Source organism: Halioglobus japonicus (assembly GCF_001983995.1).
In the GTDB taxonomy this organism is placed as follows: Bacteria; Pseudomonadota; Gammaproteobacteria; order Pseudomonadales; family Halieaceae; genus Halioglobus; species Halioglobus japonicus.
This window is the reverse complement of record NZ_CP019450.1, coordinates 2,137,416-2,152,787: the sequence shown is the minus strand read 5'-3', so window position 1 is coordinate 2,152,787 and position 15,372 is coordinate 2,137,416. Positions and strand designations below refer to the sequence as shown.

Below are 15,372 nucleotides of genomic sequence, written 5' to 3'. Positions count from 1 at the left end.
TCTCAATCAAATTTTGGCGACTTCTAGGTGGTAACCAGCGTACTTGCGCATGTTGATCACGCCGGTATCGAAAATCAGGTATTGACCCTTTATTCCCTGTAAGGTCCCCTCAATCAGAGGTGCCTTGTCCAGGTTAAAGGACTTCACTTTAGTCGGGTGTTCGAGCACCGGATAGCGAATACGGGTTTCTTCAGCGCCTTCCAGCGGGGTAATTGCCTGTAGGCCGAAGCGCTCCTGCAAGGCCGCGAGTTCATCGCCGCAGGCACTCATCAAAGCCTGACGACGCTGCTCGAGATCCACAGGTTCAGCATCGCCTTTCAGCATTGCCTGCCAGCTGGTCTTGTCGGCGACATGGCTTTTAAACATGGTCTCAACCAGCCCGGACTGAAGCCGGGTGCTGACTCTGAATATTGGTTGTGCCTGGGTTGCACCCTGATCTATCCAGCGGGTGGGTACCTGGCTGTGGCGGGTAATGCCGACCTTTACACCCGAAGTATTCGAGAGATAGACGAAGTGATCGATCATGCAATTGGCTTCGCCCCACTGCGGCTCGCGGCAGGTGCCCGCATCGTAATGGCACTTCTCCGGCGACATGATGCAGGTGTCACATTGGGCCAGGCGCTTGAAACAGGGGTAACAAAAGCCCTGACTAAAGCTCTTGTTGGTCTTACGATCGCAGGCAATACAATTAATCTGTCCGGAATACGATAGCGAAAGCGCACTACCCAGCAGCGCATTCATGGGCAGGTGACTATCGCCCAGTGGCAGCTGGTATTGCACTTCATCACTGAGCTCTGTTGTCATTTTGCGCACCGCGCCGCTCGCCAGAATCTCAGGCACCGTTTTCTCCTACTTCCAGTTCAGGGGTGTTTCTACGGGGTCGTCACAGTTGTCGCCTTCCTTGTGACCCTTATCGATGTAGCCAATACGCTGCTCAGCGGGAAGATGCTGTTCGCCCCAGGCGATAATCGCCTGCATGGCGTGTTCACGCTGTTCAGGGGTTACCGGTTTACCATCAGGCCACTTGCCAAGTTCCACAGCCTTGCGGAGACTCGTATAAATCTCCGGGGTCATGTTTTCGATTAATTGCTGGTAGTTCATAGGGCTTCCGCAGGGACAATAAAGGCAGGCGATTATACTCCCCGCGGGCCCATAGAAAAACGCCCCGCAGAGGCGGGGCGTCGATATTCCATCAGATCAGGGACAAACGGTTTCCCTACTCCCTTTGATGACCCCCCGGAACCAGTCCAGCAGGTTCTCGTCCTTAAAGTCAGAGAACTCACCCGCGTCCATGAATATCCCGTGCTCGGGACACACTTCATACCAGATGTGCTTCTGCTTGGCGTCAGAGGTCAGCTCCATGGGCTTGTTGCAACGGGGACAATTAATGTCTACCCGGCTATCCCACTTCCAACCCTCTTTGGCACTGCCGGAGTCGACCATGGCGCTGTCAGGTAGGCTTCTAAGTTGCTGGGCTTCATCGGCGTCGAACCACAGTCCACGGCAGTTGGTGCAGCGATCAATCGTTATCCCTTCGTGAGTCACTTCCTCCATGCCATGTCCACACTTGGGGCACTTCAGACTATGAACTGATTCATTGAACTCCATGGCGCTGCCTCTTATCAATATTCCGCATCCAGTATAGTCACCGCACCGCTATCGGCAAGCCTCTCAGGTACGGCGTGACATGGCACCAAACAGGCCGCCGAGCGCCGCGCCCGCCAACAGGCCGCCCAGGTGTGCCGCGTTGGCAATCGCACCCATGCCCAGGCCTTCCAACACCCCCAGATAACCGGCCACCAGCCAGCCGACCATAAACACCATAAGGGCCGGCGGTGGCTGAATGGCCCAAGCTGGCTGCAGCAGTGGTGCCACCCAGGCAAATCCCAGCAAGCCGTAGACAACGCCGGACAACCCACCGAATATCGACGGTCCCCCACTGGCAAACTGGACACCGTTGGACACCACGGCAATAACAACTATCAGCCCGAACTGGTTGAGCTCGCCCAACACGCCCTCAGTGCGCCGACCGAACTCCCACAGCCAGAGACAGTTGAAGATGATATGTAACCAGCCAAAGTGCAGAAATATCGGGCTGACCAGGCGCCAGTACTGCTGCCCCATCTCATAAAACACCAGCTGCCTACCGACGATATCTACCGGCTGAAAAGTGAGCCAGGGGATAAGCTGTTGCTGCCCGAATACTTCGATGACCAGGAACATACCGATCGCCACCACACAGAAAGCGGCGGTGACCGGCCACTGCCGCCAATTCAGCGACGGCGTTGTGGCATTGGCCCTGCCCCCGCTGGCGACACTGATAGTGACCTCGTCCGCCCGCCAGGCCCGATACAGCTCGCGCACCGGTGCCACATGTTCCTCGGCATAAACGACCAGCACCTGCCGGCCCTCTTCCTCGAATATTCGATGTGGCAGGCCACGAGTGCGCAGTAACGCAGTAAGCGGCAGCAGGTTTTCCTCGACCGGTACGTCGAGCACGACAATAGGGGCAGACACTAATCGACCAGTGCGTTACTCCAGCGCAGCTTGTCGCGGCAACTGGCATAAAAACTGTGCCCAACTGGATGCAGCAGACGCAGCGCATGGGGTTTCTTGCGAATCAGCACCGAATCACCGGGCCGCGCCGTCATGTTCTCCTGACCGTCACAGGTTACCGGCGGATGAATACGATTACGGGCCAGAATATCAACCCGTATTTCGCTGGAGCCATCGACGACAATAGGCCGGCTGCTCAGGGCGTGAGGGAACATAGGTACCAGCACGATCGCGTCGAGCGAGGGATGCATGATCGGGCCACCGCCAGACAGTGAGTAAGCCGTTGAACCGGTCGGGGTAGACACGATCAGGCCATCGGCGCGCTGGCGATAGACAAAGGTGTCGTCGATACTCAGTTCGATCTCGATCATCTGTGCCGACGCACCCGAGTTGACGACCACGTCATTGAGGGCATCTGCTTTGGCGACAACCTCACCGTCACGCACGACATGAGCGTCGAGCAGGAATCGGTGCTCCTCATCGAACTTACCGTCGAGCACATGGGGAATCTGGTCGGCAATCAAATCCGGCGTGATATCGGTAAGGAATCCCAACCGCCCCCGGTTCACACCGAGCACGGCTGTGCCATATTTAGCGAGGGTGCGAGCTGCGCCCAGCAGACTGCCATCGCCACCCGAGACAATAACCAGATCAGCCCACTCGCCGATCTCATCGGGCGTACCCACACTGACGCCGTGGCCCGGCACCAGTTCTTCCAGGCGGTCCTGCAGCATGACCTGATGGCCACGTACGCCTAACAGTTCCAACAATTCCTGCAGAACCGGGCCCAGCCCATCCTGCTGGCTGCGGCCTACCAGCCCAACCTTGTCAAACATTGCCTAAGGTCCATTGTTATGAGGGCTGTTATTATAGCCACATGACTGCCCCCTCTCACAAGCTGGCGCTACCCTGGCGTAATCGCGCCGTGCGCGATCTGGCCTGGTCCTGTTTCTCCACACCCATGATCGACTGCGCCACGTTGCCTGCGCAGATGCTGCCGGCCACAACCACCAATTGCCAACTGCGGCTCAGCCGCGAGCGTCGCGCCTGGCTGGATGGATTGGATCAGCAACCGGCACCACTTGAAGCCTATATCGAAACCACCCGTGGCGGCCGCCTCGGCCTGTACTTTGAGAAACTCTGGCATTTTTTTCTTGAACAGGATCCCCAGGTTGATCTGCTGGCCACCAATCTGGCGGTGCGCCACGAAGGCCGCACCCTCGGCGAATTTGATGTGATCTATTTTTGCCGCCAACGTCGCCGCCATATTCATCTGGAACTGGCGGTCAAATTCTACCTGCGCGGGCCAAACGTCACTGGCAGCGCCTGGAAGCATTGGTTAGGGCCCAACACCCGTGACCGGCTCGATCTCAAAGTAAAGCGTATGCGTGACCATCAACTGGCGCTGTCCGACCGCGAGGAGGCCGCAGCTATGCTAACCGCTCTGGGTGTCACAGCACTCGATCGGGAAATGGAAATGAAAGGGCGACTATTTGCTCCCTGCGATCAGCCTGGCGAGCCTCCCCCTGGCTGGCCAGTCACAGCGTCGCTCGATACCTATCAGCATTGCGCCAGCCCCGACATGCCTCCTGAGGGTGCAACACTGCTTGAAAGAGAGTTCTGGCTAGCCCCCGTGCTCGAGCGCCCCACTCGCGACAACCGTGGCGAACCCCATGCCCATCGACCGCAACTGGTGGCAGAGCTGGATACCTGCGGCGCGGAACTGCGCCGCTACTTTCAGGTACCTGAGACCTGGCCGTCGCCCGCCTGATTGAGCCAGGCATAGCCACGGCGCCCCTGCAGACCTCCGGTATGGACCAATACAAGCCGCTCATGGGGTGACACCCCCTCATCCCGCAGCAATTGCGCAACCGCATAGAACATTTTGGCAGTGTAAACCGGCTCAAGGGGGATGGCGTGAACGGCTTCAAAGTCGAGCATGAATTCCCGCAGCGCACCATTGACCCGAGCGAAACCGCCACAATGGAATTCGTGATGTATGCGCCAGGGCACGTTGGCGACCTGGCCCACTTCAGTTAGCAACATCTGCACACGCGCCTCCAGATCCTGTGCCCCGCGAAGGGCAGATATACCGTGCAGCTGGATATCCGGCGCCAGCGCTGCCGCTAATCCAGCAAGCGTTGCGCCACTACCCACAGGGACAAATACCCGATCTATAGACTCGGGGCGCTGATTGATCGCATCGGCGATGGCTCGACAACCCAGTACCGCTTCGGCATTCGCCCCGCCCTCCGGCAATACCACACAAGAGCCGAAGCGGCGACGCAGTACCTGCTGGTATTCCGGTTCATTGCGGCGGCGATACTCCGTGCGATCTACTGCGACCAGTTGCATGCCCCACGCCCGAGCATCCCTGAGCATCGCTGTTTCCGTCTCGCCACCGCGGACAATGCCAATCGTTTCCAAGCCCTGCTCCGCCCCTACCGCGGCCAGTGCATGCAGATGATTTGACCAGCCACCACCAAAGCTGAGCACCCGGGTTTGTCCCTGCTCGCGCAAACGCTGCAGATTCAGACGCAGTTTGAATAGCTTGTTCCCCGGTGCCCTGGCCCCCACCTGATCCAGGCGCAGCACATCGATATTACCAAGCGTCTGCCCCAGTACAGGGGCTTCAGAGAGAGAAGAAAAAGGTAGTGGTGATGTCGTTTCCATCTGTAGTATTGTCTAGTGATTAAGGTACCTGAGAAAAGCAAAACCCGTTAAGGAGCACCCATGTTACACAAACTTCTATTGCCGGTAGCGGCTGTCGCACTGATCAGCGCCTGCTCCAGTGCTCCTCCCACTGTCCAGACTGGCGATGACGCCGAGGTCATTGGCGAGAACCTTCACCGGGTCGACAATACCCGGGCTGACATGGCCTATATCGATCCGAACGCCGACTTTTCCAAGTACCGCAAAGTCATGCTGCGGCCGCTGGGCGTGGATAACGTAGAAATCGTGCAACCTGATCGGTCGACCAGCGTCAATACGCGTCGCGACTGGGAGCTGACTGACAGCGACAAGCAGACCCTGCAGCAGATTTACCATGACGCCATGGTCAAACAGTTGGGTGACAAAGGCGACTTCGAGATCGTCGACACCGCCGATGATGATGTGCTGGAGATTGCGGCCATGATCACCGGTCTGGCTCCTTCTGCCGCCAAAGACGACAATCGTTCACGTCCGGTGGGTCGTTCCTATGTCATCACCGAGGGTGCGGGCGCTATTGCCGTGGCGGTTGCGTTTGGCGACTCAGAGACCGGGGAAGTACTGGCGCTGGTCAAGGACTCACGCACCAGCAATGACCACTGGGGACTGAACAACAGCGTCAGCAATCGCGCAGACGTACAACGTGTCTTCACCAGCTGGGCCATGCAGATCAACACCTCACTGGGCAAGATCACCGGGCAGGCCGACTGATCCTGCCAATGTCATTCAGGTAGCCCTCTTGCAGGGCTACCTCATAAACCCACGTTATTCTTTGCCAACACCTGCTCAGCACGGTAACTGGAGCGCACAAAGACTCCGGACACCACCTCCAGGAACCCCTTCTCAAGCCCCCACTGGCGATAGGTCTCAAACTCCTCGGGAGACACGTAGCGATCAATGGGATAGTGATTTGGCGTCGGCTGCAGATACTGGCCGAAGGTGAGAATATCGACATTGGCCTCACGTAAATCATCCATACAGGCCAGGATTTCTTCCTCTGTTTCGCCCAGGCCCAGCATCAGGCTGGTCTTGGTCAGCACATCAGGCCGATAAGCCTTGGCGTGGGCAAGAACTTCCAGCGTCTGTTCGTAGGTCGCGCGAGGATCGCGCACCGGATGTGTGAGGCGCTTGACGGTCTCAACGTTCTGGGCAAACACCTCAATGCCGGAATCCACCACGGTCTCCACATCCGCCAGCACGCCGAGGAAATCCGGCGTCAACGCTTCCACGGCCGTATCGGGATTACGGGACTTCACCTCGCGAACACAGGCGGCGTAGTGCCCTGCCCCGCCGTCGTCCAGGTCATCGCGGTTGACCGAGGTGAGCACCACATACTTAAGGCCCATCAGGGAAACAGAATTTGCCGTATTGGCCGGCTCTTCAGGGTCGAGCCAGCCTCGCGGGTTACCCGTATTCACCGAGCAGAACTGGCAGGCTCGGGTACACACATCACCCATTAACATGATGGTGGCGGTACCCGAACTCCAGCACTCGCTCATGTTGGGGCACTTTGCTTCTTCACACACCGTCGCCAGCTTGTGTTCGTGAACAATCGAAGTGACCCGATCGTAAGTCTGCCCGCCCTTGACCTTGATTCTCAGCCAGTCAGGTTTCGCCAGCCGCTCGGCAGGGGCCGCGCTGGCTTTAACACCATCCTTAATAGCGCGAACGCCACGGGCATTCACGAACTTCTCGCCGCTACTGACCTGAGTGACGGGAATAAGGTTTTCTTTCTCTGACATCGGGACCACTTTGGGCTGGGGAATGCCCCCTGATTATACCTGAATAATCCGCCCTACAAGCCAGCTTGGGTGCCCATTTTCCGTCCATGGCCCAGCGGCACAGAAACCCGTAAAATGCGCGCCATGCGTGGACACAATACTGTAGTACCTCCGGATACGGCGATTAACTGGCGTATCATCAAACACCTCATACCTTACCTGCTCGAATCCAAGTATCGGGTCGGGCTGGCGTTGGCCTGTCTGGTCGCCGCAAAAGGCGCCATTCTTTACATTCCGTTTCTGCTCAAACACCTGGTAGACGCCCTCGAGCAAGGCGGCCCGGAGCTGACCCTGTCACTATTGTTCGGACTGGTGCTCGCCTACGGTGGTGCCCGGTTCGCCAACGTGTTCTTCGGTGAATTGAGAGACACAATTTTTGGCCGCGTCACTGAGAACGCCATGCGCAAAATCGGCCTGCAGGTGTTTCGCCACGTCCACTCACTGGATCTCAAGTATCACACCGAAAGGCGCACGGGCGGCCTGGCCAGGGACATAGAACGTGGCACCACCGGGATTAGTTTCCTGATGCGCTTTTTCGTGTTCAACATCGCACCTACCCTGTTCGAGATCGCCATGGTGGTCGGTATTCTGCTGTTTAACTACGGCGCGGGATTCGCCGTAATTACCCTGGCCGCGGTCATAAGCTATGGCCTGTTTACCGTACGGGCAACAGACTGGCGAACCCAGTTTGTGCGCGAAATGAACGCCGCCGACTCCGCCAGCAATACCCGATCTGTGGACAGCCTGCTCAACTTTGAGACGGTCAAATACTTTACCAACGAAGACTTTGAAGCCAATCGCTACGACAAGGAACTGGCCGCCTGGGAGCAGGCCCGGCGGCGCAACCGACTGTCGCTATTTGGCCTCAACGGTGGTCAGGCATTTATTATTGCTGTCGCCCAGACTGCCATGATCGGCCTGGCCGCCTGGCAGGTCAGCGATGGCATTCTCACCCTGGGCGACTTCATTCTCATTAACCAGTTCATGATTCAATTGTTCATGCCACTGGGCTTTCTTGGCTTCGTCTTCCGCGAGATCAAGGGCTCAATGGCCAACATCGAAAAGATGTTTGAGCTTTTGGCCATCCAGCCCGGAATCACCGATCGCCCCGGCGCAAAGGCATTGGATTTCCAGCGCGGCCTGATTCACTTCGACCAGGTTGCGTTCAGTTACGATGAAGAGCGACAAATACTCAAGAACGTGAGCTTCGATATTCTCCCCGGCGAAAAAGTCGCCGTGGTCGGTGCCAGCGGCTCGGGCAAATCCACCCTCGTCAAATTGTTGTTCCGATTCTACGACCCTGACAGCGGCACCATTTCCATCGACGGCCAGGATATCAGCGACGTCACCCAGGCCAGCCTGCGCCGGGAGATTGGCATTGTGCCTCAGGATACGGTGCTGTTTAACGACACTATCCGCGAGAATATTCGCTACGGAAACCCCGATGCCAGCGAGGCCGACATCGATGAGGCTATTCGTCTCGCTCACCTCGAAACGTTTATCGGGCAGCTACCTGAAGGCGGAGATACGCTTGTCGGAGAGCGTGGACTGAAACTCTCCGGGGCGAAAAACAGCGGGTATCCATTGCCAGGACCATTCTCAAACGGCCGCCTGTGCTGGTCTTTGACGAGGCCACCTCCTCCCTGGATTCGCGCTCCGAGCAGGCCATTCTGGAAGCGCTGGCGCAAATTTCCAAAGGCCACACCAGTCTGGTAATCGCCCACCGTCTGTCGACCATCGTGGACGCCGACCGAATTATCGTGCTGCACCACGGCAAGATTACCGAAAGCGGCACCCACGAAGCCCTGCTGGCCCTGGATGGCCGCTATGCCCGACTATGGCGGGTGCAGCGGAGCCGGCAGGATGCCAGCACCGCTCAATAGCCCCTGTTGCGGTGAACTGCAGGTCACCTGAGATGAATTGCAGCGTTGAGACGCACATTGCCCGTATAATCACCCTATGAATATGAATGCAATTCTCAAAGACAAGCGCTCGCTGTTCTGGACCCTGCAGTTTGTGGGCTGGAGCGGCTGGGCGATGTCGTTCTATCTCGGCGTTATCATGTGGGGCAGCCCACCTGACAACTACCTCTGGTACCTGCCGCTAATCGCGACGATTGGCATGGCCCTGAGCCTCATACTGCGCGGCATTTACCGCTACATGTGGGAGATGGACCTGCCCCGCAGAATCGTGGCGATTGCCGCCGGCTCCTACGGCGCGGGCCTGGTGTGGATGGCCTGCCGCGGCACGATCTTCTACAACATGTTCCCGGCACAGCGAAAAATCACCGAGCGGGACTCCATGAGCTTTCTGTCCTACTTCGACGGCGCCATTTCCGCGTTCTGGGTGATGTTGGTATGGAGCGCACTGTACTTCGGCATTAAGAACTACCTGCAGGCGCAGGAAGACCGCGAGCGCAGCCTAAAGGCTATTTCAATGGCCCACGAGGCCCAGTTGAAGATGCTGCAGTATCAGCTCAACCCCCACTTCCTGTTCAACACATTGAACGCGATCTCCACCCTGGTGCTGGACAAGAACAACGAGTTGGCGAATATCATGGTGACCCGCCTGAGCCGATTCCTGCGCTACACCCTCGATAACGACCCCATGCAAAAGGTCACTGTCGCGGAAGAAGTCACCGCGCTGCAGCTCTACCTGGATATTGAAAAGGTCCGTTTCGACGATCGCCTCGAACTGCGCTTTGACATTCAGGATGAAGCCAGCCGCGCCCTGATGCCTTCGCTGTTACTGCAGCCGCTGGTTGAGAACTCGATCAAATACGCTATTGCCCATGCGATTAATGGCGGCTACATCAGCGTCAGTGCAAGCATCGAACCAGATACTCTGGTCCTGCAGGTTGCCGATGACGGCCCCGGCATCGACCTGAGCCGGGAGATCCCCAGCAATGGCGGTGGCGTAGGCCTGTCCAACTGCCGCGAGCGCCTCAACGAAATTTACAACGAGCGGCAGTCATTCCGGCTCAGCACCACCGATCCGCACGGGCTCACTATTACCATCAGAATTCCTCTGGAGTACAGCAAGGAAGGCTAATGAACAATCTCCGCGCCATTATTGTCGACGACGAGTCTCTGGCCCGTCGCGGCCTGTCACTACGATTACAGCAGATTCCCCAGGTCGACGTTATCGCCGAGTGCGCTAACGGCGCCGAGGCCCTGGAAGCTATTGCCGCCAATAGCCCTGACCTGGTATTTCTCGACATCCAGATGCCCGGCATTGACGGTTTTGAAGTGGTTCGCCAGCTACAGACCGACAACATGCCCATGGTGATTTTTGTCACGGCATTCGACCAGTATGCGGTCGAGGCCTTTAAGGTCCATGCTGTCGACTATGTCCTAAAACCGATTGACGACGATCGCCTGCATGAGGCCATCGATCGGGCAGTTGCCCATCACAGCCAGGAGCAGTCCGAACTGACCAAGCAGCGTCTGGTGGAACTGATGATGGGCATGACCGGTGCCAGTGCCAACTCGATCGAGCAAATGGCGCAAAACGAAACGCCGGCCCAGCAGTGGCCTGAAAAACTGGTCATCAAGGATGGCAGCGACATTCACCTGATCAAGGCAGAAGACATTCACTGGATTGATGCGGCAGGTGACTACATGTGCATCCACGCTGGCGGCGATACCCACATCATGCGCATTACCATGAAAGAACTGGAAGCCATGTTGAATCCGGCACAGTTCCTGCGCATCCACCGCTCTACGATTATCAATACCCGCTATATCAACGGCGCACAGACTTTGGGCAACGGCGAATACATGCTGGGCCTGGAAGGCGGTGCCCAGCTAAAAGTCAGCCGGGGTTTTCGCGATCGGGTTAAAGAGCTGCTAAGCGCCTGACCCTGCAGAGCCGAAGGGACTAGTTCAACTGGTGCAATACCAGGCTGGTCCCCGCCCTTCCGGTAATATCGATCTCGCAATTATTCCAGCCTGCCGGAATACTCCAGGGCTCTTGCGCTGGATGACGCAGGGGCATCTCGGCACTACCACACACCAGGAATACGCCACCTATACGGCCGCGCACATCAGAAATGGAGAATCGCTGACGCGACAGGCCTATTTTCAGCGATCCAGGTCCGTCGCGAAACAGCGGCAGTAACTCACCGCGCACCGTGATGTCAGCCACATTCTGCAGCGACGCTATGGACTTACTGTAGCGCTGGGCGGCGTCGTTCACCGTATCGGTACCACGCCCCAGACTTTGCATCTGGTCGAGCGTGCGGCCTGCGTCGGCCAGCATGCCGGCATTCAGTTGCAGGGTAACCACCCTATTCAATACCTGCAGGTACTGGTCGGTGGGCATGTAGGTGTTTTTGAAGTTATTGCTAATCGCCAGATTCTGGAATTCACGCACCCGTGACAGGTGCTGTAACTCCGCTGCCTCATCCTTCCAGCGGCTGAACAGCGACGCGGCGAGAATCTGGAACTTCACCTCTTCCAGGGCATTGCGGCCAGGGTAGTTCTTGAGTTCTACCGCAATATCGAAGGCGGCGTCGTAGTTTTCTTCTGAATAGAGGTTCCAGGCGGCGCGGTACTTTTCCGCGAAAGCAGCGGACATGATGCGAGGTTTGTCGAGAATCCAGGTATAGATGACCGGGTCTGCGGAGACTTTTACCGGCTTCCCATTACGCGAGGCGGGCTCGAAGCGCATGGCATTAACCTGGGCAAGTACTGCCTGCTCCACGGCCGGGACGCCGTTGGAACTCTGGATCTTGGCGTTGATTACGGTGCCCGTGTGGTCGATGTCATAGGTGTAGACGAGCCAGGCATCCTGCTGGAAATTTTTGTTCATCTGGATAGACGCATTGGCCGGGTCCAGATTGCGTGGCGGCACGAAAGTGCTCCAGGCAGGCGCGGCAAGGCCCAACATAAGGACTGCGATCAGCGGCAGAGCGCGATTACGCATCATTTTATCTCCAGCGAATGCGATAAAGAGCTGCAGTGTAGCAGAGGCAATGATCGCTGTGGACGCTGCGAACAAACTGAATTCGTGGGACGGTGAGGTCTAGTATGCACCCAGGCGGCGACGGGAGTTGGCCCGGCCCGCTTCAATCTCGGCCTCAAGCTCCATCCACAAGGCATCGTTCGGGAAACCGGTCTGTCCCTGTCCCACCAGCGTCTGGGCAGCATCAAACTCTTTCAGATCAATCTGTTCGCGAGCCGCAGACGCATAGCCCTGCACCAACGCCTGGCCGAGGCCTTGCACGGTGTCATTCTCTGCATAGCTGGGGCTAAGCTCATCATACGCTGCCTGGGCCACGTCCAGGGAGCCGCTCTCAACCGCACGCAGACCGCGACGGGCGGCATCCTCTGCTGCGGCCACCGCTTCACGCGCGCGCTCCTGCTCTTCGCGCTGGAGCTGTTCCTGCTCGGCTTTGGCGCGCGCCGCCTGCTCGGCGGCAAGCTGCTGTTCCTGCCAATCCGCCTCCATCCCCGGCAGTGCACTGTCCAACGTCAATGCGGCGGAGCTATCCGGCATCACCTCCAACGCAGCATCAACGGCAGAACGCGCTGCTGGGAAATCGCCCTGCTGTGCAGCGGCCTGGGCATCGGCCATAAAGTCGTCCACCTGTTGCTCTAACTCAGCCGCGGCAAGGGCCGCCTCCTCCTGGGCGATTTCAAGCTGCCCCAGCAGGGGTGAAAGCTCCTGGGCATTTTCGTCTATAGTCTGGGCTTCAGCGAGTAAAACTTCTGCCTGACCCAGGTCACCGTCGCCCAGCGCCTGTTCTGCCGCTGCCAGGCTGGTCAGAAAGCTCCCCTTCTGCTCGGCCGTAAAGGGCGCCCAGCGTTCAGCTTCGGCGGCGGATTCCGCCTGTGCAGTGGCGAATGCCGCCTGCTGCGCAGCCAGCTTTTGCTCTTCCTCAAGCAATGCCACTTCTGCAGTCAGTCGTTCAATACTGAGATTGGCGGAAAAATAGCCGGTAAAGTCCTCGAGCAGGTCACTGGCCAGATCGACATCGCGCTCGGCGATGGCCGTCTCCAGCTGCTCTACGTACAACGTTTCCACCTGAGACATCCCCTGGCTGGCGGCGGCGTTATTGCGATCCTGGCTCAGCACTTTGAAGAAGGCGCTGGCAGCACCCTTCAAATCGTTGGCATTCATGGCACTGTAAGCCGCAGCCAACTCCGCAGTGACGTTGCGTAAATCTCGCGCCGAACCGCCCTGCTGTTCCTGCATCCACAGATAGCCGCCAACACCGAGACCTGCGACCACCGCCAGGCCAGCCACCCACTTGAGGGCGCCACCGGACTTCTTGCCCGCTTTGGCTTCGCTGTAAGTGCCGCTGACGAGACGCTCCCGCTGCAGGCTGTTCTCCAGGCGATAAGGCCGTGACTGTGAACTCGAACTGGACACAGCAGCGCCGGACGCCTGGCTCAATCGAGTGGCTTCGAACCCCGCTAATGACGTGCGGTCATTTTCGTCAACCGCTGACAGTGACCCACTTTCCTGCCGCGGCTCCGCGGCCTCTGTGAGCACATCGTCATCCGCAAACTCACTGCTGGCCGCCATGAACGCTTCGTACAGCTCACGACCGGTCTGGAAGCGGTCATCAGCTGCCTTGGCCAGCCCCTTGTTGATGAACTCCTGGTATGCCGCAAGATGCTCGGGGAGCGTGGGGATATCTTCTGTCAGATGCTTTACCGCCGTGGTGACGGCCGAGTCTGACTCATACGGCAGCGTCTTGGTCAGCATCTCGTAAATGAGTACGGCGAGTGCGTAGAGGTCACAGCGACCGTCCACTTCGTGCCCCTTGGCCTGCTCAGGGCTCATATAGCTGGGGGTTCCGACCATGAGCCCGGTTTGCGTCATTTGCGTTCCGGAATTCGCAGCACGGGCAATACCGAAATCCGCCAGTACGAAATCGTCCTCAGCGCGCAGCATGATATTGCTGGGCTTGATGTCACGGTGGACGTAGCCGCGTCCCGCCGCGTAGTCGAGCGCGTCGGTCATCTGCTGGGTGATTTCGTAGATGAATTTCTGAGTCATCTCACCGTGAATAAAATCTGCCAGCTCACCACCGGGCAAAAGCTCCATGGCAATGTAGTTCAGACCTTCGAAGGCGTTGACGTCGTAGATTTGCAGAATATGCGGATGAGTCAGTCGCGCGGAAATTCGCGCCTCGCGAATAAAGCGCTCGGAGAAACTTTCATCGACATTCATCGACGGTTCCATGACCTTGATCGCCACTTCACGATCGAGGTTGAGATGCAACGCACGATAGACCGAGGCCATGCCGCCCGCCCCAAACGTTCGTAGATCTCGTAACCGGGTAACTCGAAGTCCGCCATGCTTATCTTATGCGTCACGCTATTCCAATAGCCGCTAAGAGTAGCCACTAATTCGACTACACACAATTACACTGCGATTGTAAAAATTCCGCGTTGCAGGCACGATTATTGGTATACACTCCTTTAACGCTGAGCTGTCGAGAAAGACGATCATCGAGAACGAAATAACAATAAGCTTCGGAGAAACCCACCCCGGGCACAAACGCAGCCACAACGAGGACTGCTATCTCATTGACCCCGAACTGCGTCTTTACCTCGTAGCCGATGGCGTTGGCGGACATGCAGACGGCGAAGTAGCCGCGGCAATTGTGCGCGACACTCTGCAGGAAGATGTTGCCAAAGGCCTGCCTCTGATCGAAGCAATTCACCGCTCACACCGAGCGGTACTGGATGAAATCAATCGCCGCATTGACAGCAACATGGGCTCTACCGTTGTCGCCGCTCTCATCAGCGAAAGTGAGTACGACATTGCCTGGGTCGGCGACAGCCGCGCCTATCTTTTTAACGGTGAATTGCGACAGATTTCGCGCGACCATAACCCGGTCAGTGAAATGCTCGCCCGAGGTGCTATTACGGCGGAACAAGCCGCAGCTCACCCCGAGCGCAACGTACTGTCGCAGTCACTCGGCGTATCCGACACGATCAACGTGGCACCCGGACGTATTCGTGGCGACTTCAACAACGGCGACCAACTGATTCTGTGCAGTGACGGATTAACTGACGAAGTCAGCGATACCCAGATCGCCCAGATCATGACACGGGAGACTACGGTTCAGTCCCAGGTTAAGGGCTTGATTAACGCAGCCCTTAAAGCTGGCGGCCGGGACAACGTGACTGTCGTGGTGATCGGCGAGAAAGGCGATGGCAACCACTGCGAGACCAATGGCACCCTCGGCGGGCTCCCTGCAGTAGAGGCGGAAAGCGAAGACAACACTGAGCACGACAGCAAGGTGCTCCTGCTATTGGGCATTATGGCGGCAGTCGCTGTTGCCTGGGTGGCCCTGAAAATCTTCTAG

Annotated in this window: 13 protein-coding genes and 2 pseudogenes; 6 read left to right on the top strand and 9 right to left on the bottom strand. The window is 57.7% G+C overall.

Annotated features, from left to right (window positions below; genetic code table 11):
* Window positions 1-6: 6 nt before the first annotated feature.
* The 5 genes from BST95_RS10185 to BST95_RS10165 form a co-directional block, all read right to left on the bottom strand.
* On the bottom strand, window positions 7-840 hold the full coding sequence (locus BST95_RS10185; RefSeq protein ID WP_229801645.1) for a DUF2797 domain-containing protein: 834 nt from the start codon (window positions 838-840) through the stop codon (window positions 7-9).
* Between the two features lie 9 nt (window positions 841-849).
* Window positions 850-1,101 carry a YeaC family protein gene (locus tag BST95_RS10180; RefSeq protein ID WP_066052262.1) on the bottom strand — a complete coding sequence of 84 codons (252 nt, stop codon included), beginning with the start codon at window positions 1,099-1,101 and terminating at the stop codon, window positions 850-852.
* A 96-nt stretch (window positions 1,102-1,197) separates the two neighbouring features.
* Window positions 1,198-1,608 (bottom strand): zf-TFIIB domain-containing protein, encoded by a 411-nt coding sequence (locus tag BST95_RS10175; protein WP_084199215.1) that lies wholly within the window; start codon window positions 1,606-1,608, stop codon window positions 1,198-1,200.
* Between the two features lie 63 nt (window positions 1,609-1,671).
* The gene (locus tag BST95_RS10170; RefSeq protein WP_084199213.1) at window positions 1,672-2,517 is read right to left on the bottom strand and encodes a rhomboid family intramembrane serine protease; all 846 of its coding nucleotides are present in this window, start codon (window positions 2,515-2,517) and stop codon (window positions 1,672-1,674) included.
* Window positions 2,517-3,392 carry an NAD(+) kinase gene (locus BST95_RS10165; protein WP_066052269.1) on the bottom strand — a complete coding sequence of 292 codons (876 nt, stop codon included), beginning with the start codon at window positions 3,390-3,392 and terminating at the stop codon, window positions 2,517-2,519. Before BST95_RS10165 ends, BST95_RS10170 begins: the two co-directional genes overlap by 1 nt.
* 41 nt (window positions 3,393-3,433) lie before the next feature.
* Here BST95_RS10165 and BST95_RS10160 point away from each other — a divergent pair, with 41 nt between their 5' ends.
* On the top strand, window positions 3,434-4,327 hold the full coding sequence (locus tag BST95_RS10160) for a DUF1853 family protein (RefSeq protein ID WP_084199211.1): 894 nt from the start codon (window positions 3,434-3,436) through the stop codon (window positions 4,325-4,327).
* On the opposite strand, the gene BST95_RS10155 is transcribed toward BST95_RS10160, so the two are convergent.
* A complete protein-coding gene (locus tag BST95_RS10155; RefSeq protein ID WP_084199209.1) occupies window positions 4,294-5,229 on the bottom strand; it encodes a 1-aminocyclopropane-1-carboxylate deaminase/D-cysteine desulfhydrase in 936 nt (311 codons plus the stop codon). The two genes, BST95_RS10160 and BST95_RS10155, sit on opposite strands and share 34 nt — an antisense overlap.
* A gap of 60 nt (window positions 5,230-5,289) precedes the next feature.
* On the opposite strand from BST95_RS10155, the gene BST95_RS10150 reads away from it, so the two are divergent.
* Complete coding sequence (locus BST95_RS10150; protein ID WP_084199207.1) at window positions 5,290-5,976, top strand: DUF3313 family protein; 687 nt, start codon at window positions 5,290-5,292, stop codon at window positions 5,974-5,976.
* A 41-nt stretch (window positions 5,977-6,017) separates the two neighbouring features.
* Here the strand turns inward: BST95_RS10150 and lipA are convergent, their stop codons facing one another.
* Entirely contained in the window at window positions 6,018-7,007 is a 990-nt protein-coding gene (gene lipA / locus BST95_RS10145) for a lipoyl synthase (protein WP_084199205.1), read from the bottom strand.
* A gap of 123 nt (window positions 7,008-7,130) precedes the next feature.
* Here lipA and BST95_RS10140 point away from each other — a divergent pair.
* The 3 genes and pseudogenes from BST95_RS10140 to BST95_RS10130 all read left to right on the top strand — a co-directional run bounded on the left by BST95_RS10140 (window position 7,131) and on the right by BST95_RS10130 (window position 10,906).
* Window positions 7,131-8,929, top strand: a pseudogene (locus BST95_RS10140) (ABCB family ABC transporter ATP-binding protein/permease).
* A gap of 76 nt (window positions 8,930-9,005) precedes the next feature.
* Window positions 9,006-10,097 (top strand): sensor histidine kinase, encoded by a 1,092-nt coding sequence (locus tag BST95_RS10135; protein ID WP_084199203.1) that lies wholly within the window; start codon window positions 9,006-9,008, stop codon window positions 10,095-10,097.
* On the top strand, window positions 10,097-10,906 hold the full coding sequence (locus BST95_RS10130; protein ID WP_084199201.1) for a LytR/AlgR family response regulator transcription factor: 810 nt from the start codon (window positions 10,097-10,099) through the stop codon (window positions 10,904-10,906). The genes BST95_RS10135 and BST95_RS10130 overlap by 1 nt, the downstream gene beginning before the upstream one ends.
* Before the next feature lie 19 nt (window positions 10,907-10,925).
* Here the strand turns inward: BST95_RS10130 and BST95_RS10125 are convergent, their stop codons facing one another.
* Both BST95_RS10125 and BST95_RS10120 read right to left on the bottom strand, forming a co-directional pair.
* Window positions 10,926-11,975, bottom strand: a complete 1,050-nt coding sequence (locus BST95_RS10125; protein ID WP_084199199.1) for an energy transducer TonB — start codon at window positions 11,973-11,975, stop codon at window positions 10,926-10,928.
* A 96-nt stretch (window positions 11,976-12,071) separates the two neighbouring features.
* Window positions 12,072-14,315, bottom strand: a pseudogene (locus tag BST95_RS10120) (serine/threonine-protein kinase); the annotation flags it as partial.
* Window positions 14,316-14,460: 145 nt separating this feature from the next.
* On the opposite strand from BST95_RS10120, the gene BST95_RS10115 reads away from it, so the two are divergent.
* Entirely contained in the window at window positions 14,461-15,372 is a 912-nt protein-coding gene (locus tag BST95_RS10115) for a PP2C family protein-serine/threonine phosphatase (protein WP_084199195.1), read from the top strand.

Coding starts and splice junctions, on each gene's coding strand:
- BST95_RS10180 (WP_066052262.1), bottom strand. CDS start 1,101: ATGAACTACCAGCAATTAATCGAAAACATGACCCCGGAGATTTATACG.
- BST95_RS10175 (WP_084199215.1), bottom strand. CDS start 1,608: ATGGAGTTCAATGAATCAGTTCATAGTCTGAAGTGCCCCAAGTGTGGA.
- BST95_RS10165 (WP_066052269.1), bottom strand. CDS start 3,392: ATGTTTGACAAGGTTGGGCTGGTAGGCCGCAGCCAGCAGGATGGGCTG.
- BST95_RS10160 (WP_084199211.1), top strand. CDS start 3,434: ATGACTGCCCCCTCTCACAAGCTGGCGCTACCCTGGCGTAATCGCGCC.
- BST95_RS10155 (WP_084199209.1), bottom strand. CDS start 5,229: ATGGAAACGACATCACCACTACCTTTTTCTTCTCTCTCTGAAGCCCCT.
- BST95_RS10150 (WP_084199207.1), top strand. CDS start 5,290: ATGTTACACAAACTTCTATTGCCGGTAGCGGCTGTCGCACTGATCAGC.
- lipA (WP_084199205.1), bottom strand. CDS start 7,007: ATGTCAGAGAAAGAAAACCTTATTCCCGTCACTCAGGTCAGTAGCGGC.
- BST95_RS10135 (WP_084199203.1), top strand. CDS start 9,006: ATGAATATGAATGCAATTCTCAAAGACAAGCGCTCGCTGTTCTGGACC.
- BST95_RS10130 (WP_084199201.1), top strand. CDS start 10,097: ATGAACAATCTCCGCGCCATTATTGTCGACGACGAGTCTCTGGCCCGT.
- BST95_RS10125 (WP_084199199.1), bottom strand. CDS start 11,975: ATGATGCGTAATCGCGCTCTGCCGCTGATCGCAGTCCTTATGTTGGGC.